This is a genomic window from Paraglaciecola arctica (assembly GCF_018861065.1).
Taxonomy (GTDB): Bacteria; Pseudomonadota; Gammaproteobacteria; order Enterobacterales; family Alteromonadaceae; genus Paraglaciecola; species Paraglaciecola arctica_B.
This window is the reverse complement of sequence record NZ_JAHKQO010000019.1, coordinates 110,365-135,293: the sequence shown is the minus strand read 5'-3', so window position 1 is coordinate 135,293 and position 24,929 is coordinate 110,365. Positions and strand designations below refer to the sequence as shown.

23 protein-coding genes and 3 tRNA genes are annotated in these 24,929 nt (G+C 39.6%); 8 read left to right on the top strand and 18 right to left on the bottom strand.

What is annotated here, in order from left to right; all coding sequences use genetic code 11:
* Positions 1–55: 55 nt before the first annotated feature.
* A complete protein-coding gene (locus KO534_RS08095) occupies positions 56–1,105 on the bottom strand; it encodes a Glu/Leu/Phe/Val dehydrogenase dimerization domain-containing protein (RefSeq protein WP_215929141.1) in 1,050 nt (349 codons plus the stop codon).
* Positions 1,106–1,320: 215 nt separating this feature from the next.
* Here KO534_RS08095 and KO534_RS08090 point away from each other — a divergent pair, with 215 nt between their 5' ends.
* Entirely contained in the window at positions 1,321–1,788 is a 468-nt protein-coding gene (locus KO534_RS08090; RefSeq protein WP_215929140.1) for an Lrp/AsnC family transcriptional regulator, read from the top strand.
* Positions 1,789–1,895: 107 nt separating this feature from the next.
* Here the strand turns inward: KO534_RS08090 and tyrR are convergent, their stop codons facing one another.
* The 7 genes from tyrR to pspA form a co-directional block, all read right to left on the bottom strand.
* Positions 1,896–3,455: a transcriptional regulator TyrR gene (gene tyrR, locus KO534_RS08085; protein ID WP_215929139.1), complete on the bottom strand. Its 1,560-nt coding sequence runs from the start codon at positions 3,453–3,455 to the stop codon at positions 1,896–1,898.
* Positions 3,456–3,822: 367 nt separating this feature from the next.
* Positions 3,823–4,623, bottom strand: a complete 801-nt coding sequence (gene phhA, locus KO534_RS08080) for a phenylalanine 4-monooxygenase (RefSeq protein WP_215929138.1) — start codon at positions 4,621–4,623, stop codon at positions 3,823–3,825.
* Between the two features lie 162 nt (positions 4,624–4,785).
* Positions 4,786–5,844 (bottom strand): YcjF family protein, encoded by a 1,059-nt coding sequence (locus KO534_RS08075; RefSeq protein WP_215929137.1) that lies wholly within the window; start codon positions 5,842–5,844, stop codon positions 4,786–4,788.
* Entirely contained in the window at positions 5,841–7,271 is a 1,431-nt protein-coding gene (locus KO534_RS08070) for a YcjX family protein (RefSeq protein ID WP_215929136.1), read from the bottom strand. Before KO534_RS08070 ends, KO534_RS08075 begins: the two co-directional genes overlap by 4 nt.
* A gap of 76 nt (positions 7,272–7,347) precedes the next feature.
* Complete coding sequence (pspC, locus tag KO534_RS08065; protein ID WP_215929135.1) at positions 7,348–7,812, bottom strand: envelope stress response membrane protein PspC; 465 nt, start codon at positions 7,810–7,812, stop codon at positions 7,348–7,350.
* Positions 7,809–8,045, bottom strand: coding sequence for an envelope stress response membrane protein PspB (gene pspB / locus KO534_RS08060; RefSeq protein WP_215929134.1), 237 nt, complete (start codon positions 8,043–8,045; stop codon positions 7,809–7,811). Before pspB ends, pspC begins: the two co-directional genes overlap by 4 nt.
* 29 nt (positions 8,046–8,074) lie before the next feature.
* Positions 8,075–8,752 carry a phage shock protein PspA gene (gene pspA, locus KO534_RS08055; protein WP_215929133.1) on the bottom strand — a complete coding sequence of 226 codons (678 nt, stop codon included), beginning with the start codon at positions 8,750–8,752 and terminating at the stop codon, positions 8,075–8,077.
* 218 nt (positions 8,753–8,970) lie between these two features.
* On the opposite strand from pspA, the gene pspF reads away from it, so the two are divergent.
* The 6 genes from pspF (at position 8,971) to KO534_RS08025 (ending at position 15,406) form a co-directional block, all read left to right on the top strand.
* Entirely contained in the window at positions 8,971–10,068 is a 1,098-nt protein-coding gene (gene pspF, locus KO534_RS08050; protein WP_215929132.1) for a phage shock protein operon transcriptional activator, read from the top strand.
* A 63-nt stretch (positions 10,069–10,131) separates the two neighbouring features.
* The gene (locus KO534_RS08045) at positions 10,132–11,715 is read left to right on the top strand and encodes an ABC transporter substrate-binding protein (RefSeq protein ID WP_215929210.1); all 1,584 of its coding nucleotides are present in this window, start codon (positions 10,132–10,134) and stop codon (positions 11,713–11,715) included.
* Entirely contained in the window at positions 11,715–12,746 is a 1,032-nt protein-coding gene (locus tag KO534_RS08040; protein ID WP_215929131.1) for an ABC transporter permease, read from the top strand. Before KO534_RS08045 ends, KO534_RS08040 begins: the two co-directional genes overlap by 1 nt.
* Entirely contained in the window at positions 12,733–13,626 is an 894-nt protein-coding gene (locus tag KO534_RS08035) for an ABC transporter permease subunit (protein WP_215929130.1), read from the top strand. The genes KO534_RS08040 and KO534_RS08035 overlap by 14 nt, the downstream gene beginning before the upstream one ends.
* Positions 13,626–14,621, top strand: a complete 996-nt coding sequence (locus KO534_RS08030; RefSeq protein ID WP_215929129.1) for an oligopeptide/dipeptide ABC transporter ATP-binding protein — start codon at positions 13,626–13,628, stop codon at positions 14,619–14,621. The genes KO534_RS08035 and KO534_RS08030 overlap by 1 nt, the downstream gene beginning before the upstream one ends.
* Positions 14,621–15,406, top strand: coding sequence for a peptide ABC transporter ATP-binding protein (locus tag KO534_RS08025; protein ID WP_215929128.1), 786 nt, complete (start codon positions 14,621–14,623; stop codon positions 15,404–15,406). The genes KO534_RS08030 and KO534_RS08025 overlap by 1 nt, the downstream gene beginning before the upstream one ends.
* Before the next feature lie 64 nt (positions 15,407–15,470).
* Here the strand turns inward: KO534_RS08025 and KO534_RS08020 are convergent, their stop codons facing one another.
* The 9 genes from KO534_RS08020 to KO534_RS23680 all read right to left on the bottom strand — a co-directional run bounded on the left by KO534_RS08020 (position 15,471) and on the right by KO534_RS23680 (position 22,820).
* Entirely contained in the window at positions 15,471–16,601 is a 1,131-nt protein-coding gene (locus KO534_RS08020; RefSeq protein ID WP_215929127.1) for a sodium ion-translocating decarboxylase subunit beta, read from the bottom strand.
* Positions 16,602–16,610: 9 nt separating this feature from the next.
* Positions 16,611–18,395, bottom strand: a complete 1,785-nt coding sequence (gene oadA, locus KO534_RS08015) for a sodium-extruding oxaloacetate decarboxylase subunit alpha (protein WP_215929126.1) — start codon at positions 18,393–18,395, stop codon at positions 16,611–16,613.
* Positions 18,396–18,421: 26 nt separating this feature from the next.
* Complete coding sequence (locus KO534_RS08010) at positions 18,422–18,688, bottom strand: OadG family protein (protein WP_215929125.1); 267 nt, start codon at positions 18,686–18,688, stop codon at positions 18,422–18,424.
* A 281-nt stretch (positions 18,689–18,969) separates the two neighbouring features.
* Positions 18,970–19,046 (bottom strand) — tRNA-Arg (locus tag KO534_RS08005).
* 64 nt (positions 19,047–19,110) lie between these two features.
* A tRNA-Arg gene (locus KO534_RS08000) sits at positions 19,111–19,187 on the bottom strand.
* Positions 19,188–19,212: 25 nt separating this feature from the next.
* Positions 19,213–19,302: transfer RNA gene (locus KO534_RS07995), tRNA-Ser, on the bottom strand.
* 285 nt (positions 19,303–19,587) lie between these two features.
* A complete protein-coding gene (gene csrA / locus KO534_RS07990) occupies positions 19,588–19,803 on the bottom strand; it encodes a carbon storage regulator CsrA (protein ID WP_215929124.1) in 216 nt (71 codons plus the stop codon).
* Positions 19,804–19,941: 138 nt separating this feature from the next.
* Positions 19,942–22,539 (bottom strand): alanine--tRNA ligase, encoded by a 2,598-nt coding sequence (gene alaS / locus KO534_RS07985; RefSeq protein ID WP_215929123.1) that lies wholly within the window; start codon positions 22,537–22,539, stop codon positions 19,942–19,944.
* Between the two features lie 128 nt (positions 22,540–22,667).
* The gene (locus tag KO534_RS23680) at positions 22,668–22,820 is read right to left on the bottom strand and encodes a RecX family transcriptional regulator (protein WP_215929122.1); all 153 of its coding nucleotides are present in this window, start codon (positions 22,818–22,820) and stop codon (positions 22,668–22,670) included.
* 339 nt (positions 22,821–23,159) lie between these two features.
* On the opposite strand from KO534_RS23680, the gene KO534_RS07975 reads away from it, so the two are divergent.
* A complete protein-coding gene (locus tag KO534_RS07975; RefSeq protein WP_215929121.1) occupies positions 23,160–24,323 on the top strand; it encodes a GNAT family N-acetyltransferase in 1,164 nt (387 codons plus the stop codon).
* A gap of 11 nt (positions 24,324–24,334) precedes the next feature.
* Here KO534_RS07975 and KO534_RS07970 read toward each other — a convergent pair whose 3' ends face one another.
* Complete coding sequence (locus KO534_RS07970) at positions 24,335–24,928, bottom strand: DUF938 domain-containing protein (RefSeq protein ID WP_215929120.1); 594 nt, start codon at positions 24,926–24,928, stop codon at positions 24,335–24,337.
* Between the last annotated feature and the right edge of the window lies 1 nt (position 24,929).

Sequence of the window (24,929 nt, the reverse complement as noted above, 5' to 3'; positions counted from 1 at the left end):
GCGCATTATGAACAAAGCTAATGTTATATGCAACCCACTTTTAAGGACAATTTAATTATTTACCAAATCGTTCTTCGGCAATTTCATTGGCGACAATATTAGTGGCAATTCCTTGCGACTGAGCGCGATGGTATATTTCTAGGAGCGTATTGCTTATTTTTTCGATATGCTCTCTCAACTCTCTATCAGAGCTAGCGATTGACTGATGGTAAATGTCAATTATGCCACCTGCGTTTATCACATAATCTGGAGCGTACACTATGCCCTTGTCAGTTAATAATTGTCCGAGTGATTCTTTTGCCAATTGATTATTTGCAGCCCCAGCAATGACTTTCACGTTCAATTTATCGATATTTTCTTCATTAAGTACGGCTCCCATGGCACAGGGGGCAAATACATCAACATCTAGGTCGTAGATATCATTAGGCGCTACGGCAACCGCAGAGAACTCATTCACGGCTTTTTCAATATTTTCCGGATGAATATCAGTCACATATAACTTGGCACCTTGGTTATGTAAATGTTTAGCTAAACGAATTCCCACATGACCTAATCCCTGAATTGCCACTTTCACATCTTTTAAATCTGAATTCATTGAATATTTAACCGTTGCCTTTAAACCAACGTAGACGCCGTAAGCTGTTGAGGGTGCCGGATTACCGTCGGCGGGTTCAGAATTGATATGATACTTAGCCTGTATTCCTGAGACAAAATCAGTTTGTTGCCCCATTAATTTCAAATCATCAACTGTTAAACCTGAGTCTTCAGCACTGATATATTGCCCTGACAAACTATCAATAAATTTACCCATAGCTAACATTTTTTCAGGCGTTTTTTCAGTACGCGGGTTACCAAAAATTACGGCTTTGCCTCCTCCTTGTTTCAGGCCAGCCATCGCCGCTTTATAGGTCATACCTTTAGATAACCTCAAAACATCTCGCACCGCTTCTTCATCACTCATATACGGCCACATTCGACAACCACCTAAGGCGTTTCCAAGATTCGAATTATGCACAGCAATGATTGCTTTTAATCCTGAGACTTTATCTTGATGAAAAGCTACGTGTTCATGTTCGTCAAATTCGCTATGCTCAAAAACCGACATTTTATTCTCTCGTTTTCTAGACTAATAAAGCGATCATATCGCGAAAGATATAGGACGTCTTTTGCGACTTTTTAAAGCAACCAATTCAGTTATAAGAATAAATCGTAAAAGAAATGAGACACTAGGATAAATATCCTCATTTTTGTCTTGAAAAAGAATTAAACTTTCATCATGCTACGAGCTTAGTTTTTTTCTCTTAGTTAAAAAGATATTTTATGAAATTAGATAAATTCGATCGGGAAATTTTGCGAGTAATGCAAAAGGACGCGACGGTATCAATGGCAGACTTAAGTCAAAAAGTGGGTTTGTCACATACTCCCTGTTGGAGAAGAGTAAAACGTCTAGAAGCTGACAAAATTATTTTGCAGAAAGTTACCTTATTAGATAACAAGAAGTTAAATTTAGGCGTGTCAGTTTTTATTTATGTCACCCTAAAAAATCATGATGGTGAATCCTTAAATGACTTTGAAAAAGCGGTACAAAGTATTGAATCAATAGTTGAATGTCATACCACAAGTGGCGATAAAGACTATTTACTGAAGGTGGTAGTAGAAAGTATTGAAGAATATGAACATTTACTTAAAACCAAATTGACTAACCTTCCCCTAGTTGACCACCTAAGCTCTACTTTTGCCCTAAAACAAGTAAAAAATACCACTGAATTGCCAATTAAAAATTTATAGATGAATCTGCTAGTTTTTTACTAGCAGGCGCTTTTAACACAACAGACTTCGATTTCTTATTGGGCTATCTAGCATTATCAATAGCCCCAATTTTTCAAAAAAGTCACTCACACTATTTTTACAGTTTTTCTATTAATGCCATAGTCTCGCAATTTATTGGCAACGGCCGTATGACTCAAACCTAGCTTTTTTGCCAATTGCCTAGTACTTGGATAACTAGGATACAAGCGCATTAAAATATCTTTTTCAAAACGCTTAACCTCATCATCTAAACTTCCCGAAAATTCTTCTGATACAAAACTTGCTGTAGCTGAGCACGAAGGCAATTGAATGTTCTCTCGGTCTAATTCGTTGCCTTCTAATAAAGAAACCGCTCGGTAAAGCGCGTTTTCAAGCTGCTTTACATTTCCTGGCCAAGGATAGGTATGTAAATAATCAACACAAGCTTTGGTCATTTTGGGTGTTTTGCGACCTAATTTAACACTGTGCTGTTTGATGAAACGCTCGGCTAAAGCGATAATATCTGACTTACGCTCTCTCAGTGGCGGTAGCACTAAACTCAGAACATTTAGTCGATAAAACAAATCTTCCCTAAACACGCCGTCCTGCATTAACTTTCCTAGATCTTTTTGTGTCGAACAAATTATTCTCACATCGATTGGGCGTTCGTTTTCCTCTCCTATTCTTCGGTAACTATTGTTTTGTAAGACTCGCAATAATATCGCCTGTAGTTGCAGTGACATATCCCCTACTTCATCCAAGAACAAAGTGCCTCCAGTAGCGAGTTCAAGTAAACCAACTTTAGCTTCATCTTGATTACTCCCCTGTTGGGTACATCCAAATAACTCATTCTCAGCTACGTTATCTGGCAAAGAGGCACAATTTAGTCTTAAAAACTGGCCTTCATGGCGTCTACTCGCTTCGTGGCATTCTTTCGCAAGCATTTCTTTGCCAGTTCCAGTCTCACCGAAAATAATAATAGGCCCATCCAATTCAGCCATCCTTTTGGCTTCTTTAACTACGTTTTTCATTGCTTTGCTATCTGCTTGAATCGAAATAAAACTGTCTACGCTCGCTTTATGAAACACAGTGAGTTGCTGGCCTAAACGAAGTTCTGACTTCAGCATAAAAACTGCGCCTGCTAATATACCTTCGCCATCCGAGTCTGGAACCATAACAGGCAACATATCAAGCAAATAATCTTGTTCTGAGAATCGAATCCTTTGTGCTTGGGATTGGGGGTTTTTACCTTCCAACCAACGAATAACGTTAAATCCTTTTAGTAAGTCAGCGATATCACTACCGATAATTTCACTTCTGGGAATTTCTAAATTTGTTACTACGGCATCATTGATTAGGATAATTCTACCTTTGGTATCAACCGAAAAAACGGGGTCAGGTAAGGTCTGCAGTAGTGCCTTAAGTTGGTATTGCTCTCTTTCTATAGGCATAAATGGCGTGGTTTTTACATCTTCTATCCCCTCTATTTTTCGTATTTGGGGCATCAAGTGTTGAAAGTCTGCAAATTCCATATTGGGAAAATTTAAGAATATTTTCCCTTGTTCATCTATCTCAATCCCGCGCAGATCAATTTCATGTTCGACTAATATATCTAATACGTCTTGGGCAATTCCTAAGCGATCTTGGCAGTTTACTTCTAAGCGCATTTACAACCTCATTTAATACTCAACTAGACCAACCCAAACAGGGTAAACGTAAAGATATTATTACAATTGATTAAGGTTAGACAGCGTTATTAGCCTTCACTTGATACAAGGTGAAGAACCTTGTTTAGCTAACGATATATATTGGGTCAAATATTACCGATCCTGCTCAAGTCTGTTTTAGTTTGATAACAGATTGCTATTCGCAATAATCAATAGGAACAAAATCGCCAAGAAATATAGAGATAACATTGAGTAATACTTAGTTGGTTAGTATCAGGCGGCAACAGTTTTTAATTGCGCCTATTCGTGTATAGGCGCAAATAAGGGTCCAACAATTAATGAAAGGATGTTTAGACTTGTCTCTCTATCAACCGGCTTGTTTCTGTTTTGGTAAAAACCTTGGCGCAAACAATCCTAAACTTTTGGCTCTTTCGACCAAAGTCATGATATCCATTTCAGCGATATCAAAAAGTGAGTCAAAGGAGTCCAGCACATAATAAATCGGTTGCATAATATCAATACGGTAAGGGGTTCTTAAGGCATCTAATGGCTGCATTGCACAGTGCACACAATCACCTGATTCAAGAGCATGAATTGTCTCGCCAGGTGACGATAAAAGCCCTCCCCCGTAAATTCGAGTACCTTTAGTCGTATTGACTAACCCAAACTCAACGGTAAACCAATACAGCCTAGCTAAAAATGCCCTATCCAGTTTACTTGCACTGTAGCCGAGTTTTCCATAGGTATGCGTAAAATGCGCAAAAGCTGGATTAGTTAATAAGGGACAATGCCCAAAAATTTCATGGAATATATCAGGCTCTTGTAGGTACTCAAACTCTTCATCCGAGCGTATAAATGTCGCGACAGGGAATTGTTTGTTCGCCAATAATCGAAAGAAATCATCAAAATTTATCAAAGATGGTACTTGTTTAACTTGCCACCCTGTTGTTTTTAACAAAGTTGAATTGACTTCTGATAATTGAGGGATTCGTTCAGTAGGTAAGTTAAGTAACTCTAGTCCGTGAATATATTCATCACATGCTCGACCTTCAAGCAATTCTGATTGTTTTTGCAACAATGCTGACCAAACTTTATTTTCTTTCTCGCTCCAATTTACGAGGCCTCTCTCATCCGGTTGATGAGACTCATAACGAGTTTTTTTTGACATAAAATCACACTAATTTGTTAGCTATTCCATGCAAAATTGTACTCATCCCCTCATAAATCGAAAGCCTTGGCTCAACATTAGCCCAGTAATAACTTTGTAAATAAAAGCTTACAAACCATTAACATCTTACGGGCTAAAATTCACTAACAAGGCTACAAATTATCAGCCTAGACGAGAGTTTAGGTCGGCTAACAGCTGCTTGCTAATACCTGATAAACCCGGTTTGGTTTCTTTTAACCAAGGCAATGGACGACTTTCATTAATGGCTTTTAGACCTATCCGCGCAGTAAGTACTCCGGCCCCCATTCCTTGTGCAATACGCGTGGAAATTTTACCGGTTAGTCCGGCACCTAAAGCGTAGTTACCCGCATCAGATAAAATTTCAGCGGCCCCTGCATACAACATTGTATGGAAAATATTACGGATCAAACTTATTCGACCCCAATAGCCCAAATGTAATCCATAAATGTTGCTAACTTGGTTTATCATGCGAATATTCCGCCAAAGTACTATCAACATATCCAGCAAGGCAAAAGGACTCACCGCTATCATGACACTCGCTGCTGAGGCATTACTGCTGACTTGTTTTAACGCCAGTTTATCGATAGGGGCTAACACTTGGTGTTCAAACAAAGCTAACACCTCACTATCGGAATGATGGGAATCAATACTATCGCGCCAAGAAACAACCAAACTCTGGTAATTCTTTGGCAGACTGTCGGCAATTTTCAGGCAATGTTGTTCTGCCAATCCAATTACACTAGTAGCGGCCATTTGCTCAGATTGAGCACGCACTATTTCTTGACGTTTAAGTTGTTTGAGTCCTCGGTATTCAATATAGATTTGTCGCATGCATACAATGCCCAAAACCGAAAAGATAGCTAGCCAAACACCAGCTAACCAATCCATTTGTTCAACCATAGCGATAACAAATAAGACTAATTCTGCGCTACTCGCTAATAATATGATGACAAATAATAGTACTGTCCATTTTCGCCCTCTTTTTTTAGAGGTTAATTCTTCTGGGTACGGCATTGATAAGCTATCAGGAATAGCCTCGTCAGTTACCTCAACTGACTCAAGATCAGTAACCATAATTGCGGGTTTTACGTTTGGTTTAGTCGCTTTATCGGCATCTTGATTCTCAAAAACGTGGGCTCCTTTAATTTTATTCGCGGAGTTTCCTTTTAGCGACTCTTGAGATATAGAAGACGGCGTCATAGTAATTTATCCCCTAGCAGAAAATCGAGTATTTGATCCATTCTAAGATGGGGTAATACATGTTCAGCCTTCATTACTGGCGGAGACAATTTAGGAAACTCAAATTGTTGTTGCAACCAGAATTCAGGCTCTGGGCAATGTTGCGGTACTTCGCCGGGAAACAATGTTATGGCTGTTCCTTGTTTACTTGTACCTTGCAGCACCGGAATACTTTCCCCATTTAACTGCCCTAGTCCAGATTTGGAAGCGCGAATCGCAGCGATTGCTGTCGACTCGGTTACCACGCCATCAAACTGAATTTGTTTTCGTGCGCTATGCAACATGCTTTCTAATAACTTTACCAAATTGGTTTGTTGGTCTGGCGTAATGTGATCGGCCTTACTAGCTGCAAACACTAACTTGTCAATTTTGGGTTGGAACAAGCGATTAAGAATATTTGAGGAACCATATTGGAAGCTCCCCATTAACCAATCTAATGCTTTTTGCAAATCTTGATAACTATGAAACCCTCGATTTAATGCTGACAAACAATCCACTAAAACCACTTGCCTGTCGAAGCGTTTAAAATGCTCTTTGTAAAATGGTTGTACCACTTGAGTTTTATAGTGCTCATAACGTTGCACCAATAACTCAGCATTACTGCCTTTGATAAGATTACTGAAATCAACATCCTGTTGTTCCAATTGTTTACTCGCAATCGGAAAAAAATGCAAAACCGGTGCCCCTGACAATTCTCCTGGTAATATAAATCGACCAGGTTGCAAAAGTTGATAGCCATGAGCTTGGCAATCATTTAGATATTTTGTATATAACTGAGCAATGTGTTGTAGTGCTAATTCGTCGCCTTTAGCCATTAAATCCAGCTCAGCCACAGCATTGAAAAAATCTTGCGCTAACTCATTTCTGTTAGGATCGTTGAGCTCCTCCTCGCAATGGGCTGACCATTGCAAAAAGCTCATGTCTAATAGAGGTAAGTCGAGTAACCATTCACCAGGGTAATCGGTAATATCTAGTGTTAGTGTGGCGTCTTCAGTTAAATATTTGCTAAAGCCCTGGCTCTTCTTGTACTTTATTTTCAGCCTAACTTGGGAAATGCCTTTGGTCGAAGAAGGCCACTGCGGAGAAGGTTGGGTAAGTTTAGACATTGCATCTTCGTAGGCAAAACGATTAAGCGTTAAATTAGGTTGCACATCCCTTTTTACTCCTATCAATCGTGATTCTCGAACGACCGAAAAAAAGGGTAAATGTGCAGATTCATTCGCTTCTATTAATTGATTGACTAAGGATGTAATAAAGGCGGTTTTACCGCTACCACTCAAACCTGTTACCGCCAAATTAACATGATGATTAACTAATCTAGCAGCCGTTGTTTTTAGTTTTTGTTTGGAGAGTTGAACGCTAGCATGTTGAAAAAAAGACGTTTGCATAAAAAATCTATCAACCTTTTATTGATTTAAAAAAACTAACCGTTTGGGCTAACATCAGGTTAGCCCTTTGAATTGGTTATAATTTACTTAATTCTCGGTTGAGTTGGAATTCAGATGATGTCACATAGGTCTCCATTTTTCTTAGTCTGTCTTCGTTTTTTTCAAAACGTTGTTTAATATCAATAAAAGCCTGTTTAGGTGATTCACCTGCTTGCCAAACCTTAGATTTCACCACAACTTTTTCTGATTCTTGTTCATCAACATTATGCCACCCTTTACCTTGTGATTTGCTTTGAAAGCCTTTAGCCGTGAACTCATGGTCTTTAGGTCTAGCAGTATATCCCTTCGGCTTTTTTTCTAAGATAAACCAAGCGGCAATATATCCAACGAAGAAAAATGGCCCTCCGAGTAAGAAAAAACCTGTTAGTGTGAGTATTCGCACTAACCAGATCTCCATACCAAAGTACTCTGCTATTCCAGCACATACCCCTGCAATTTTTCCTTTCGTTGGATCCCTATGCAAAGTGCCATATGTCCTCATACCTTATTCCTCCACTCTGGCGCCTCAGCATCCAAAATAGATTCTAATGTATGGATGCGCTCGGCCATTTTTTCGGCCCTGTCGGCTAACTCTTGCAATGTGCCATATTCATCTTCAGTCAGTCCCTGACTCATTTGTTTTTTGCTCCGATAATGCATTATCAACCATATCGGAGCGACAAAGATCATAAATATAATGATAGGTGCTATTATGATTCCAATCACGTCTTCCACAATTTATCTCCTTTCAGCTCAAATAGGTCTTATTTTTTACTAGCAGATGATTTACTTTGCATTTTTTTCTTCAAAGCTGCCAATTCATCATCAATTTCATCATCAGATTCAAGTTCAGCGAACTCATCTGCTAGGGTCTTTTTACCTAAATCGTAAGCATCAACCTGTGATTCGAGATCATCAATTTTGCGTTCATACTGTTCGAAACGTCCCATTGCAGCATCCACTTTGCCGTTGTCTAAGGTTTTTTTCACTTCAAGCCTAGAGCTAACCGTTTTTTGTCTAAGTATAATTGCCTTCTGACGCGCTTTTGCATCGGCCAATTTATCTTGTAATTGCCCCACTTCACTTTGTAACTTAACAATCTGCTCATCAACCACAGTAAGTTCTGAAGACAAGGCTTTGGCATGTTCGTCACATTTTTTCTTTTCTTGCAACGCGGCTCTAGCCAAATCTTCTCTATCTTTACTGATAGCCAATTCTGCTTTTGCTTTCCAATCCTTAGCTTCGTTTTGTACCTTGCCTATTTGCGACGCAATCTCTTTTTTACTTGCTAGCGTCTTTGCTGAAGCAGAACGCACCTCAACTAATGTGTCTTCCATTTCCTGAATAATTAAGCGAACCATTTTTTCCGGATCTTCGGCCTTATCTAAAATCGAATTAATATTTGAGTTCACTATGTCTGTGAAACGCGAGAAGATACCCATAGTCTTTACCTCTTTTATCAAATGTACGTTAAATACTATTACTTAACTGGATTATTGGTTTTTCTTAGTAAATGGTATTCAATTACTAGGCCAACATAGTATTTAAACTAAATTATTGATTTTAAAGAAATATTAATTTACACGCTGGTCGCTGAGATCTACAATATTTTGTAAGCAGACGATTAGTTAGTCGTTTAGACCACTTTTTGAGGATATTGATGAGCCGTTTTCGCCAACAGGATAACTTGCTAGGTCACTCTAATAACTTTTTAGAAGTGTTGGAACAAATTTCACAGATCGCACCACTCAATAAACCGGTATTAATTATCGGGGAAAGAGGCACGGGAAAAGAGCTAGTTGCTGCACGTATGCATTTTTTGTCAAAGCGCTGGGAACAAAACTATTTAACACTTAATTGTGCGGCACTGAACGAAAGTTTGTTAGAAAGTGAATTGTTTGGTTACGAAGCAGGAGCCTTCACTGGTGCAGCAAAACGCCGAGAAGGACGATTCGAATCTGCCAATAACGGCACTTTGTTTTTGGATGAGCTCGCCAATACGTCAGGAATGGTGCAAGAAAAACTTCTGCGCGTGATTGAATATGGGGAGTTCGAACGTGTAGGTGGCTCACGAAGTGTGAAAGTTGATGTTAGGTTAGTGGCGGCGACTAACGAAGACTTGCCTTCTCTAGCTGAATCAGGCGAATTCAGAGCCGATTTACTGGACAGGTTAGCATTTGACGTGATTACTCTTCCTCCTTTACGCGAGCGTAGAGAAGATATAATGATGTTAGCTGAGCATTTTGCTATCAATATGGCTAGAGAATTAGATATGGAACTATTCAGCGGTTTTACTGAAAAAGCCAAACGCACGCTATTGGATTACAACTGGCCAGGCAATATCCGCGAACTTAAAAACGTGGTTGAACGAGCGGTATACCGTAGCAACAACCCCAATTTACCTGTACATAATATCGTATTGGATCCATTTGAGTCTAATTACCGCCCTCAAAAGAGAGTTAAAACACAGGATAGAATTAATCAACCAGAAGTGGTTTCACCACCAGACAACTTACCTGAACCTATAGCAGACATTACAACAACTGAGGAATTAAAAACAAACCCAAGCTTTGAATTTCCAGTCGATCTAAAGGAATTGTCTCAAGACTTTGAGATAGATTTAATTAACCAAGCTTTGGCAGATAGTCAATTTAATCAAAAGAAAACCGCCGAAAAATTAGGTTTAACCTACCATCAATTACGTGGCTATCTAAAAAAATATAATTTGTTAGAGCAAACTAATGAAGACTTGGGTTAAGCTGATTTCGTGAATATTATCGAAAAGCGCAATATAAACCATTGGGTCAAAACCGCCTTGATAATGTTATCGAGTATCTGCTTATGTGCTTGCGATGGTCTCCTTCTATCTAAAACAGACCCCAATGGTATTGTGTATTGTTCAGAAGGAAGTCCTGCAAATTTCAATCCGCAACTAGATACTTCCGGCACAACTGTGGATGCATCATCTCACCAAATCTATGATAGATTAATTGATTTTGACCCAGTAACTGGCGACTTCGTCCCAGCGCTAGCTACCAGTTGGCTAATTAGCGATGATGGCAAAACCTATACTTTTCAATTGAGGCGTAAGGTATCGTTTCACGACACTCAAACGTTTACGCCAACGCGTTATTTTAACGCTGACGATGTATTGTTTAGTATCGATCGTTGGCGCTTGATGACGCACCCTTTTCACCAGATATCTGGCGGTAGATACCCCTACACTGATAGTCTAAAACTCGCCGACTTAATAACAAAAGTAACGCGTTTAAATGGTTATCGAGTAGAAATAACCCTCAACAAACCTGAAAGTTCATTTTTAGCCAACCTCGCTACAGATTTCGCGGTAATTTTGTCTGCGGAATATGCCGACAAATTAATTTCTCGAAATCAAAAAGAGTTAATTGATCATAAACCAGTGGGCACGGGTCCTTATCAACTGGCTAGTTTCCGTCAGGACCGCTACATACGTTATACAAAACACCCAAAATATTGGCGCAATATCCAGTTAACCGACAAACTCATTTTTGATATCACACCTTCCAGCTCACTCAGACTTGCTAAACTTATTACCGCCGAATGCGATGCCATTGCGTTGCCAGCACACAGTGAATTAGAAGTAATCAAACAGCAAGATGCGTTAGTATTAGATGAAAAGCCTGGTTTAAACATTGGTTTTTGGGCATTTAATACTTCTAAAGCACCATTTAATAATCCAGAAGTGCGTCGAGCTCTAGGAATGGCAATTGATAAAAACGCGTTGATTGAGGCTATTTATTTTAATAGCGCTATTCTGGCAAAAAATATTGTGCCTCCTACCTCTTGGGCGTTTCAGTCTGACGTAAAAGCGCTTAGTTATAATCCTATCGCAGCCAAAAAGTTATTGCGTGAGCAAGGGATCCCCGAAAATTTCTCTATGACGGTATGGGCGATGCCAGTGCAACGAGCTTACAATCCCAATGCAACTAAAATGGCCGAGCTAATACAAGCTTACCTGCAAGAAGTTGGCATACAAGTCAATATTATCAGCTACGAATGGTCAACTTTTAGAGAACGTTTAACACAGGGCATACATGACTCAGTGCTGATTGGTTGGTCTGCCGACAACGGTGATCCAGATAATTTTTACCGACCATTATTATCTTGCGCAGCAATCGAGTCAGGCACCAACAGAGCAATGTGGTGTTCACAAGAATACGATTTATTGATTAACAAAGCTTTGCAATACACCGACATCAGTGAACGCACTTATTTTTATGGCCAAGCCAATGAACTTTTGGCGGAACAATTGCCTTTGATCCCTATTGCTCATGCTTCTAGATATCAAGCCCACAGGAAAGAATTACAAGGATTGGTCATTAATCCCTATGGTGGTGTGCGTTTTGGTGGAGTGAAAAAACTCTAATGACAAAAGTTTTGCTGCGTTACACCAACTTAGTCTTGGCTACCCTGTTTGTATTAAGTTTATTGTCATTTATCTTGGCATATTTATTTCCAGGCCAAGCCATAGAGAATCTTACTGGCCTAAGACTCCTTGAGTTAACCGAACGTCAAAATAGTGAGTTGAAATACGCCGTCGACGCCAATATATTGGTTCAATATTGGCACTACATGGGCGAGTTATTTGCCGGAAATTGGGGGGTGAGTTTTAGTTCTGGTTTACCGCTAATTGAAGATGTCAGTCACTATCTCCCTGCGAGTATAGAGCTAAGCGCCTATGCACTTTTTCTTTCCTTTTTCATTGGATTACCGCTAGGTTTTTTAGCCGCCTTACGGCATCATAAATTTACTGACTATAGTTTACTGTCGGTAAGCTTATTAGGATATTCTATTCCGGTATTCTGGTTAGCTTTGATATTGATTCTATTCTTTTCTTTGCAATTAGGATGGTTTCCACTTTCTGGTCGTATTAGCTTATTATTTGAAATCCCGAGAGCCACAGGCTTTATTTTAATCGATATTTTATTATCTGATTCGATTGATAAAAGTGCAGCGCTCACTAGCGCATTGCGCCATCTTATTTTGCCCACTTTATCAATTGCGGTTGTCACAACAACACTTATCATACGTATTACTCGACGTTCAGTAATCAAAACCTTAAACAGTGAATTTATATTAGCAGCCTACGCAAGAGGTTTAACTCCTCGACAAGTGTTAATGCGTCACGGGGTAAGAAATGCGTTGATTCCCATTTTACCGCTGTTAGCGATGCAATTTCCCACACTGTTAACTAACGCGATGATTGTTGAAAGTATTTTTTCTTGGCCCGGTATTGGAAATTGGCTCATACAAGCTATTTATCAGCAAGACTACCCCGCAATTAGGGCTGGAATGTTAGCGGTTTCAGTTCTGGTTGTGATTTTTACCATGTCGATTGATCTTACTATTCGTCTCACTGATCCAAGACGCAGAAGGGCTGAACGTGCCACAATCTAGTTTATATCAAGAAGAACATTATCCCTCTCCATTGCAGTACACTTGGATGGAGTTTAAAAAGAATCATATTGCTGTTGCTGGTTTGTTTTGTTTTGCATTTTTTTTGATTATCACAATTTTTTGTCCGCTGTTGGCCCCTTTCGATCCGAATATGCAACAAATAGGTGATTTATTGATCCCACCGTCTTGGTATCCTAACGGTGGTATTAGCCATTTATTCGGGACGGATGCATTAGGCCGTGATTTATTGTCGCGAATTATTTATGGGTGCAGAACAACCTTTGGTATTAGTTTGTTGTTAGTCGTAGTTGCCATGTTTTTGGGTGTAGGATTAGGCGCGTTAGCCGGAATGAGCAAAGGGTTTCGTTCAAGTTTTATTAACCACACACTAGACTCAATACAAGCCATTCCCACCTTACTCATCGCCATCATTATTATCGCTATTTTAGGGACTGGACTCGTCAATAGTATGTGGGCGATTGCTCTTGCTCTGATTCCGCAATTTGTGCATCAAACTCGCGACTTTATAAGACACGAATTATCCAAAGAATATATTATGGCCGCCAAACTCGATGGAGCGAGCAAAACCCACATTTTTATGCATTCTATCTTACCCAATATGGGGGAGATGTTAGTTGTTCAAGGCACACTAGCGCTGTCTGTTTCTATTTTAGACATAAGTGCTCTAGGGTTTCTCAAATTAGGAGCACAAGCCCCTTCTTCAGAACTAGGGGCGATGCTTTTAGAAGGTATTGAAGTCGCTTACATTGCACCTTGGACAATTGCGGTACCGGGTGGAGCCTTATTTATTATGATAATTTCTATCAATTTAGTGGGTGATGGTTTGCGATCAGCCCTTAGAAATAGGTTATTACACTAATGGTATTGCTTGATATCAAAAACCTGACATTAGAAATTGATATTTCAGGAAGCTGGGTAAAGGCACTTGATAAAATAAACATGGTCATCCATGAAAAGCAAATTCACGCCTTGGTAGGTGAATCAGGCTCTGGTAAAAGCTTAATAGTCAAAGCGATTGTTGGAGCACTGCCGGTGCGCTGGAGAATTACAGCGGACCGAATGACATGGAAAGGTCAAAATTTATTAACCATGACGGTTAAAGCAAGGCGTAAAATTATTCGCAAAGATATCTCTGTGATTTTCCAAAACCCAATTAATTCCCTTGACCCCTTACTAACCCTAGGTCAACAACTGCAAGAAATGCTTCCGACTGACAATCTAACTAAAACTTGGTTTTGGCAACGCAATAAACAAAAGCGAGAACTCGCGATAAACTTACTGCATAAAGTAGGTATTAAAAATCATCAACTATGCTTAAGCAGTTACCCACATCAGATCCCCAACGATGTAGTACAGAAATTTATGATTGCCATGGCACTGGCTTCAGAACCGAAGTTAATTATTGCCGATGATCCCACTAGGGGTATGGAAGTAACCGCAAAAACCCAAATATTGAAGTTACTTTCTAGAGTTAATCAAGTTAAAAGTACCAGTGTATTATTCGTTAGCCACGATTTATTAGCCATATCCAACATGGCAAGTTATATGACTGTTTTATATTGTGGACAAACGGTTGAAAGTGGCGATCTGTTGCAACTGAGGAAACGCGCCTTTCACCCCTACACGCAGGCGCTGCTAAATAGTGCCCCAAGCTTTCGAAAAGACTTGCCTCCAAAGTCCCCTCTTAGCTCTTTGGATGGCACTATACCAACATTACATAATTTACCTATAGGTTGTCGATTAGGCCCTCGTTGCCCCAGAGCTCGGAGAGAATGCGTTGCAATACCTCAAATTCGGCGGGTGCATACTCATTTTTATAGTTGTCACTTTCCTCTACATTGGGAAGCTAAGTAATGGATCTAATAAATGTTAGGGATCTAACCTTCCAAAATCGCATTAAAAAGATGTGGTCAAAAAGTGAAGTAACCTTTGATCTTGGTCCGGTAAGTTTCAATCTTAAGGAGGGAGAAACCTTGGCTATTGTTGGCAACAATAGTTCAGGAAAATCCTTGTTGGCCAAACTACTTGTGGGTATCGAAACACCTAAAAGTGGCAAAATTTTTATGAACGGAATGGACATCAATAAATCAGATATTAGTGTTCGATGCCATGATATAAGAATGATTTTTCAAAACAGCAATGAGTCCCTTAATCCCGGATTAACCCTAGGTTCTATTTTGGAAGAACCTCTGCGTCTTAATACCAAACTCAATGCTCAAGAGCGTACATCTCTTATAGAGCGTACTTTAAGACAAGTTGGCTTAATGTCTGAACATCGCTTTTTTTACCGACACATGTTGTCAGATGGGCAACGCCAAAGAATAGCGCTGGCCCGCGCACTCATACTTAATCCTAAAGTGATTGTCGCAGATGAGCCTTTTGCAGCATTAGATCCGTCAGTACGCTCGCAAGCCGTAAACTTACTAATGAAACTTCAGCTTGATTTAGGATTAGGATTTATCTTTATTTCTCACAATTTGGGTATTGTAAGGCATATATCTGACAAAGTTATCATTATGAAAGAAGGCAAAGTAGTGGAATCAGGCAAAACTGACGTAATATTTAATTGGCCTAAAGATGAATATACCAAAAAGTTAGTTGATTCACATCAGGCCTTAGTAAATCGCCACCACCTTTAACCATTAAAGTGCTAAGTAACTGACGCTTAGGTTACTCGTCAATTTACCCAGCACTTTTCATTGATTATCCAACTAAAGCTAACAATATCCCAGCTGCTACCGCCGAACCTAACACTCCAGCTACATTTGGTCCCATAGCATGCATTAACAGAAAATTATGGTGATTTGCTTCAAGCCCCACCTTATTAACCACTCTTGCGGCCATAGGAACAGCTGATACACCTGCGGCTCCAATCAACGGGTTAATTCTCTGACTACTTAACTTACTCATTGCCTTTGCCATTAATATACCCGCAGCAGTTCCTATAGAGAAAGCTATTGCGCCTAAGGCCAATATACCTAAGGTTTCAACCGTCAAAAATTTATCAGCTGATAGTTTAGAGCCAACCGCGAGTCCTAAAAAGATAGTTACCACGTTAATTAACTCATTTTGTGCACTATTACTTAATCTATCTACCACTCCTGATTCTTTCATTAAATTACCTAAACAAAACATGCCCACTAAAGGCGTGGCTGTTGGTAAAAATAAAGCGCACAAAAAGAGTACCGCCAAAGGAAAGATAATTTTTTCGCGCTTAGATACAGTTCTAAGTTGCGGCATTTCAATTTTTCTTTCTTCGGCATTGGTGAGAAGCCGCATAATTGGTGGCTGGATAATGGGCACTAGGGCCATGTAAGAATAGGCTGCTACAGCAATAGCTCCTAACAAGTCCGGAGCGAGTTTTGAGGCTAAAAATATTGCGGTTGGTCCGTCAGCGCCACCTATAATGGCAATAGCCGCGGCATCTTGTAACGAAAACTCAAAGCCAGGAACCATATTCAAAGCAATAGCTCCAAATAACGTTCCGAAAATCCCAAATTGAGCCGCAGCCCCAAGTAGTAACATTCTCGGGTTAGCAATCAACGCACTAAAGTCCGTCATAGCTCCCACGCCCATAAAAATAAGCAATGGAAAAACCCCAGAATCAATCCCTACATGGTAAACAATATAAAGCAAACCACCGGGATCACTAAAACCGGCTAATGGAATATTAGTTAAGACTGCACCAAAGCCAATTGGCAGCAGCAACAATGGTTCAAACTTCTTTACAATAGCTAAATAAAGTAACAATGCACCAACGCTCATCATGATCACTTGCCCTAACTCAAAATGAGCTAGTGAAGTGCTACGCCATAATAACTCGAGCTTTTCCATTTGAATTCCCTACCCTATAGCTAATAGAGGCTGACCTGATTGCACGGCATCACCCTCTTTGGTAGAGATTTTAGAAATGATGCCTGTTACCGAAGCACGGATTTCGGTTTCCATCTTCATCGCTTCCATGATGATGACAACGTCACCTGAATTGACTGAATCACCCTCTTTGACAAGCACTTTAAATATATTTCCAGCTAACGGTGAATTTAAAACTTGCTCAGATGTAGCAGTACTTGCCTTTTGAGGCGCTGAGTTAGTAACGGCTTGTACCTGAGTCAATTCTCCACTTTGCGCCACTTCAACTTCAAATAATTGACCGTCAACACGCACTGAATAAGCCGCACCTGAGCTTTTAGTCTCAACTGCAACGCAAGAGGTAGGTTCAGTTGAAACAGCCTGTTCTTGACCTGGTATTGGCTCAAATGCATCAGGGTTGTTTCTATTCTTAAGAAATTTTAATCCAATTTGTGGGAACAACGCGTAGGTTAATACATCATCCACTAAATTGTCTGCAGTTTGAATAGACTCTTTTTGGGCGATATCAGTTAGTTCAGAGGTAAGCGTTTGTAACTCGTCTTTGATTAGGTCAGCAGGACGACATGTAATAGCATCCTTACCTTCCAATACTCTGGCTTGAAGTTCCTTATTAACAGCGGCAGAAGTGGCTCCGTATTCACCTTTAAGTACTCCAGCCGTTTCTTTACTAATACTCTTATAACGCTCTCCCGTGAGCACATTAATCACGGATTGAGTACCCACTATCTGCGATGTAGGAGTAACCAAGGGAATAAAGCCCAAATCTTCTCGAACCCTTGGAATTTCCAGCAGTACCTCATCCATTTTATCTTCGGCTCCCTGCTCTTTTAACTGGCTTTCCATGTTAGTCAACATGCCGCCAGGAACTTGCGCAATCAGAATACGTGCATCTACACCTTTAAGACTACCTTCAAACTGCGAATACTTTTTGCGCACATCACGGAAATAACTCGCAATTTCGGTAAAAGCAGGCAATGCCAAACCTGTATCACGATCTGTTCCTTCAACAATAGATACTATGGTTTCTGTTGCCGTGTGGCCGTAAGTCATACTCATTGATGAAATAGACGTGTCTAAAATATCAATACCGGCATCAATCGCTTTTTGATAAGTGGCGACACTTAAACCTGTTGTGGAATGACAATGCATCGCAATAGGTACTTCAATTGACTCTTTTAATTTAGACACAAGCTCTTCACATTCGTAAGGTTTTAGCAAACCTGCCATGTCTTTTATACAAATAGAATGCACGCCCATATCTTGCAGTTCGTTGGCCATATCCAACCAAGTTTGTAATGAATGAACTGGGGACACTGTATACGACATAGTGCCCTGAGCATGAGCTCCTTGTTTAATCGCCGCTTTAACCGCAGTTTCTAGATTACGAATATCGTTCATCGCATCAAAAATTCGAAAAACGTCTACACCGTTTGCATGCGCTCGCTCCACAAATTTTTCTACTACATCATCTGCGTAATGCCGATACCCTAAAAGATTCTGACCTCGCAATAACATTTGTTGTTTAGTTTTAGGCATGGCGTTTTTTAACTGACGAATACGCTCCCAAGGATCTTCTCCTAAATAACGAATGCAAGCATCAAAGGTCGCGCCTCCCCATGTTTCTAATGACCAGTATCCAATATCATCTAACTTATTTGCTATTGGCAGCATGTCTTCGAGACGCATTCTGGTTGCGAATAATGATTGATGGGCATCACGCAATACAACATCTGTAATCGCTAGAGGTTTACGCATGGAGTTAATTCCTTAAAAAATTTTAACTAGTGAGACTGTCTATGTTGAAAGATTGCTGCGCTGATCGCGGCGACTATCTTTGGAGATACAGTTTGATTATTGGCTGAGGTATTGTTTGTCAATTTGCCTTGGTTTTCTATCGGTTTTAATGACTCATCAGGCACTAATTTAACCAGCCAAGCAATTAAGGTAATGGCTCCAATTAACATTGATAAGAATAGAAATACCACTACCATTCCAACTAATAATAAATTGGCGGCTTCAGCTAGCGCATTTGCGACTTCAGGTTGCATAAAAACAAAACCTTCATTTTTTAACATTACATAAGGAATAAGTACCATGGGGCCTGAGAAAACACAACAAACTGCCAAGAGGAAAAGTGCATAAAGAATAAGAAAATATTCGGATATAGTGAATACCTACCCAATCATAGATTATCACTATCAACCGATTTTCATTGGCCCATCACAACTTAATACGAACCACCTATTCAGTTTGATTAACAGCAAAATTGAAAAGTATTTTACGGAAATAAAAAAGCCCTTAAAGAATAAACTTTAAGGGCTTTAATAGTTGGTGCGCGTGGAAGGATTCGAACCTCCGACCACCTGGTTCGTAGCCAGGTACTCTATCCAGCTGAGCTACACGCGCTTTAACCGGTTTGCTTTAGAAGTATAACCAACTTTTAGTTATCTTCTAAAAAATCTTTTGAATATGGTGCGCGTGGAAGGATTCGAACCTCCGACCACCTGGTTCGTAGCCAGGTACTCTATCCAGCTGAGCTACACGCGCATAACTGTTTTCTAATTAAGTCCAATGGCGGAGAGGGAGGGATTCGAACCCTCGGTACGAATAAACGTACGGTTCCTTAGCAGGGAACTGGTTTCAGCCACTCACCCACCTCTCCGGAACTTAGATTACACACTCATTTTTGGAATCACAGACTAAGAATAAAATTCGAAGTATTGTGCTGCCTTTCTCTTACTAAGAGTTAACGTCTCCTAAATGAGGAGCCGAAGTTTACCGATCCACATGAGTAAGTCAAACATTTTTTATGATGTTATTGACGGCTTGCTGGCATTTTAATCGATTCTTAGCTAAGTGCTTATTATTTGTCATATTTGAAGGAAAAAATCGAATTTTGGAGACATAAAAAAAGCTGGTTACCCAGCTTTTTTTATTCCAATCACTTCTAATCTTCGTCAGTACTCACTGCCTGCTCATGGGCTGCTAGTTGAACGTTCTTTTCAGCTTGGATACGCATATAAATTTCTTCACGATGCACAGATATTTCCTTTGGCGCATTCACACCTATTCGCACCTGATTACCTTTTACCCCTAAAACAGTTACAGTGACATCATCACCAACCATTAGAGTTTCCCCAACACGACGAGTTAAAATTAGCATTCTATTGCTCCTTTTCCGTTAAAAATACAATCCTTCTTTAAAGTTAGTGTAAATCATCAGCATAGCCAGAAAACTTACCCTATCGGTTTTTCCCTATTTTTGCTGTCACTACAAAAAACAACCGAAAAATTCATTTCTTTACAATTTATCTTCTAACCACGCTTTTACCGACGCAATAGCTATTTCTAAATTTTGAGGTTGCGACCCACCTGCTTGTGCCATATCTGGACGACCGCCTCCTTTACCTCCAACTTGTTGAGCAACAAAATTAATTAAGTCACCCGCTTTAACTTTGGAAACTAAATCTTTGGTTACCCCTGCAATCAAGCTAACTTTATTGTCTTCAGCAACTCCCAATACAATCACTGCACTGCCCAGCTGATTCTTAAAATCATCGACCATAGACCTGAGCGCTTTAGCTTCAACTCCTTGTAATTGAGTAGACAGTACTTTCACATCTTTAATTTCAAAGACATCAGACAACACATCTGTCGTGGCGTTACTGGCAATTTGTTGCTTTAACTTAAGTAACTCTTTTTCTACTAATTTATTTTGATCTAATACCTGCTGAAGTCGAGCCGTTAGGCCTTGAGAGTCGGTTTTTAATAACCCTGCAAGGTCGCTAATTTTTTGCGTTTGATTCTGCACAAAATCCAGCGCCTTCGCCCCAGTAACCGCTTCTATCCTTCTTACTCCTGCAGCGATACCGCTTTCAGATATAATTTTTAAGAGACCAATGTCACCTGTTCTATTGACATGTGTTCCGCCGCACAGTTCCATAGAAAAATCCCCCATAGACACAACACGTACATCTTCAGCATATTTTTCACCAAATAAAGCCATTGCACCTGCAGCTTTCGCTTCTTCCAAATTCATTAATTTGGTTTGTAAACAATGATTGGCTCTAATTTGCTCATTTACTAACGTTTCTACACCTTGCAGTTCTTCATTGGTAACCGCTTCAAAGTGAGAAAAATCAAATCTAAAACGCTCATCTGAGACAAGTGAACCTTTCTGATTCACGTGCTCCCCCAACACTTTTTTCAAGGCTGCATGTAACAAATGTGTTGCGCTGTGATTTAATTTTATTGACTCTCTGCGCTGTAGATCAAATTCAGCTTGTACCAAATCACCCAGTTTAAAGTCCGATTGCGCCGTACCTTTATGGGCAATAGCATTACCGAGTTTCACCGTATCTTTTACAATAAAACTGCCTTCGGCGCTTTTAAGGATACCGCTATCACCAGTTTGCCCGCCGGATTCCGCGTAAAAAGGAGTTTTGTTGAGCACAACCACTCCCTCTTCACCAGTTTGTAGTTTTTCTACTTGTTGGCCGTTAGCAAATAATTCAACTATCTCAGCTTGACTACTAAGCTGATCATAGCCTGTAAATTCAGAAATGGTATTAGACTTTAGTAGCTCATTGTAATCGGTATCAAACTGACTTGCTTGTTGTGCACGTTTGCGCTGAGCAGCCATGGCGGCTTGAAAACCGTCTTCATCAATCCGCAACTCTTTCTCACGAGCAATATCGTTAGTTAAGTCTGCTGGAAAACCGTAGGTATCATATAACTTAAAGACTAATTCGCCAGGTACTAGATCAGAAGTTAACTCGTTAAGCGCCTCGTTAAGGATACTCATTCCGCGCTCAAGCGTTCTAGAAAACTGCTCTTCTTCTGTTTTTAGTACTTTTTCAATTAGTTCGCGGTTAGAGGTTAGTTCTGGATAGGCATCAGCCATTTGAGCTTCTAAGGCTGCCACAAGACGATAGAAAAATATGCCTTGTGCCCCGAGTTTATTTCCGTGACGAACAGCCCTTCGAATAATGCGTCGCAACACATATCCACGTCCTTCGTTCGATGGAATAATGCCATCACAAATCAAGAAACTGCAGGAACGAATGTGATCGGCAATAACACGTAGAGACTTGTCTTGCTTATCGTTTGCCCCCACGATTTTGGCAGAAGCATCGATTAAATTCTGAAATATATCTATTTCATAATTACTGTGTACATTTTGTAAAATAGCGGAAATTCGCTCTAACCCCATTCCTGTATCAATAGAAGGTTTTGGCAAGGGTTGCATAGTCCCGTCACTTTGACGATTAAATTGCATAAATACCAGATTCCAGATTTCGATAAATCTATCACCGTCTTCTTCTGGCGTTCCTGGAGGCCCACCCCAGATATGTTCACCATGGTCGTAGAAGATTTCAGAACATGGACCACATGGACCCGTATCACCCATAGACCAAAAATTATCAGAAGTACTGATACGAATAATTTTTTCTTCTGGAATACCTATGGTATTCGCCCAAATATCAAAGGCCTCATCATCTTCGTGGTAGATAGTGACCAGTAACTTTTCAGCTGGCAGCTTTAACTCTTTAGTTAAAAAATCCCATGCATACTGTATTGCATCAGCTTTAAAGTAGTCGCCGAAGCTAAAGTTACCTAACATTTCAAAAAAAGTATGATGACGTGCTGTATAACCTACATTCTCAAGATCATTATGTTTACCACCCGCTCGCACGCATCGTTGCGAAGAAGTTGCCTTGTTATAACTACGAGATTCCGTGCCTAAAAACACATCCTTAAATTGATTCATTCCTGCATTTGTAAACAAAAGTGTTGGATCATTTGCTGGAACTAAAGATGAACTTGATACTTTTTGGTGTCCTCTTGCGGCAAAAAAATCTAAAAATGCGCACCGGATCTCGGCGGTTGTTTTACTCATTTACAATCCTGAAATGTTAATAATTAATGGGGTTCTATTATGCCCAACACGGCATAATTACTGGAAGTCGCGCCAAAGATATCAGTTTAGTCGTGTTTTGTTAAGGCTAGCGTTAACACTAAAGAGTGTTAATCATTTGATGATTCAATTACGTTGCGAATTTGTTCAGGTGTAAAACCTTGAGATTTTAAAAATCTATGCTGTTTCTGTTGTTGTTTAAAATTTTTAGCAAGTTTATTGGTATATTTTTGTAAAAAATTTTGACTGCTATTTCGAACCAATCAATATTAAATTCGAGTATTGCTGCACTTGATGCCTTTACAAAAATCAGTTTTTTGTCCTTTTCTTAGATATTCTTCGTTCACCTAAACCATTGTTAACGTGGCCTCCAGTCAATGTTCTCGCAATTGAGTCACTATCTTGCAAATTATATAGAGTGAAATTTGTTATCTTTTGTAACCTGATATTATGACCTAAATTCTGCTGCAAAAGCTTTTTGAGTAATTAATCTTTACTGTGTTCTCACCCCACAACCAATCTTGGGATGGTATATTTGATGATATTAGCATCATTTTCTGCCATATTAGGGTAGTAAACTTAGCAAAAGGTTAACCTCAAAATTGTCAATTTTAAGCTCTAAATACACTTTCAAATTTAACACCTCTGTTGAACAAATTGGTCAAACGGTTTGGGATAAATTAGCAAGTAAATGTGGCCCTTTTTGCCAATACACCTTTTTACATGCCTTGGAAACTTCAGGTTCGGTTGCTGGAAAATCTGGGTGGCAACCTTTTCATTTGGTGATTTATCAAAATGCCTTAGCTGTAGGCATCCTTCCGTTATACAAAAAGACTCATAGTTATGGTGAATATGTGTTTGATTTTGCTTGGGCAAACACCTATCGACACTACGGATTAAATTACTACCCTAAGTTGGTGGCGGCGATCCCTTTCACTCCAGTGACTGGACCAAGGTTAATGCTCGATTCAAAGGTAGATAAATCACAATTGCTGCCTACTTTATGTAAAGAAATCAATTACCAACTAGAGATAAATGGTATGTCGTCCATGCACTGGTTGTTTGTTGAACAAGATTTTAGTGAGTTATTGCAGCCCCACGGACAATTACAACGTAGGTCAATTCAGTTTGAGTGGTTTAATAATCAATACACATCGTTTGAAGATTATTTGACTTATTTTAATTCCCGCAAAAGAAAAAATGTAAAAAAAGAACGTTCAAAAATAGCAAACTCAGGCGTTAAAGTGGTACGTCTACATGGTGAAAGTCTAACCGAAGAACTCATGGACTTTTTTTACCATTGTTACCAACAAACTTACTTAAAACGTAGTGGTCATAACGGCTATTTAACTGAATCTTTTTTTAAGAAAATTTTTAAAGACTTACATAACAATCTAATGCTAGTCATCGCCTTAAAAGAAGAGCAACCTATCGCAAGTGCATTATTTTTTTACGATAAAAATCAACTATGTGGACGTTACTGGGGTGCGTTGCAAGATATACAGAATTTACATTTTGAATGTTGCTATTACCAAGGTATAGAGTTTTGTATTGAACAAGACATCGCTCATTTTAACCCTGGTACACAAGGCGAACATAAAATTCTGAGAGGATTCGAGCCCATATACTGTTACTCCAATCACTTTCTCAGAGAACCCGCATTCCAAGATGCCATTGGACGGTTTATTCAACAAGAAAATATTCAAATTTCACAATATAGAAATGAAGCCGAAAAACTTCTGCCATTTAGACAAACAGAAGACTAAATTTAATTTCACTATTTCTTTTGCCAAATCAACATAAAATTATTGGCGGGCATTGAAATTTTTTCTATTAAATTCATTGAGTTAGCCCACTCCACCAGTTCGTCAACATCTCGAATTCCACCACAGCCTTGTTCCTTTAGGTGTTGATCGAAGGCAGCATTAGACTCACTAGTGTAACGCCCTTGGAAATTAAACGGCCCATATTGGCAAAAAACACCGCCTTTAGGCAAACCATCGGCGACTAACTGCATCATAAGTTTTGATTCTGATGGCTGCATTATATGAGTAGTGTTTGCGGTATACACTGCATCAAAATCCCCTAACGGCCAATTATTAATACCCACAGTAAAAGAAATGGGCGGTAACAAGTTGCTGACAGGAACATCTTCCAGCCAAGACGTAATAGCGTCATGATTAATAGGCATATCACTTGTTTGCCATATCAAGTGACTGAGCCTAGGAGCAAAATAAGCTGCGTGCTGTCCTGTACCAGAACCAATTTCTAACAGCTTTTTTCTGTTGGTTAATACGCGCCCCAATACATCAAAGATAGGTTGCTTATTGTTTTCACAGGCTTGGCTAAAGGGTTTTTCATCCACCGTCATT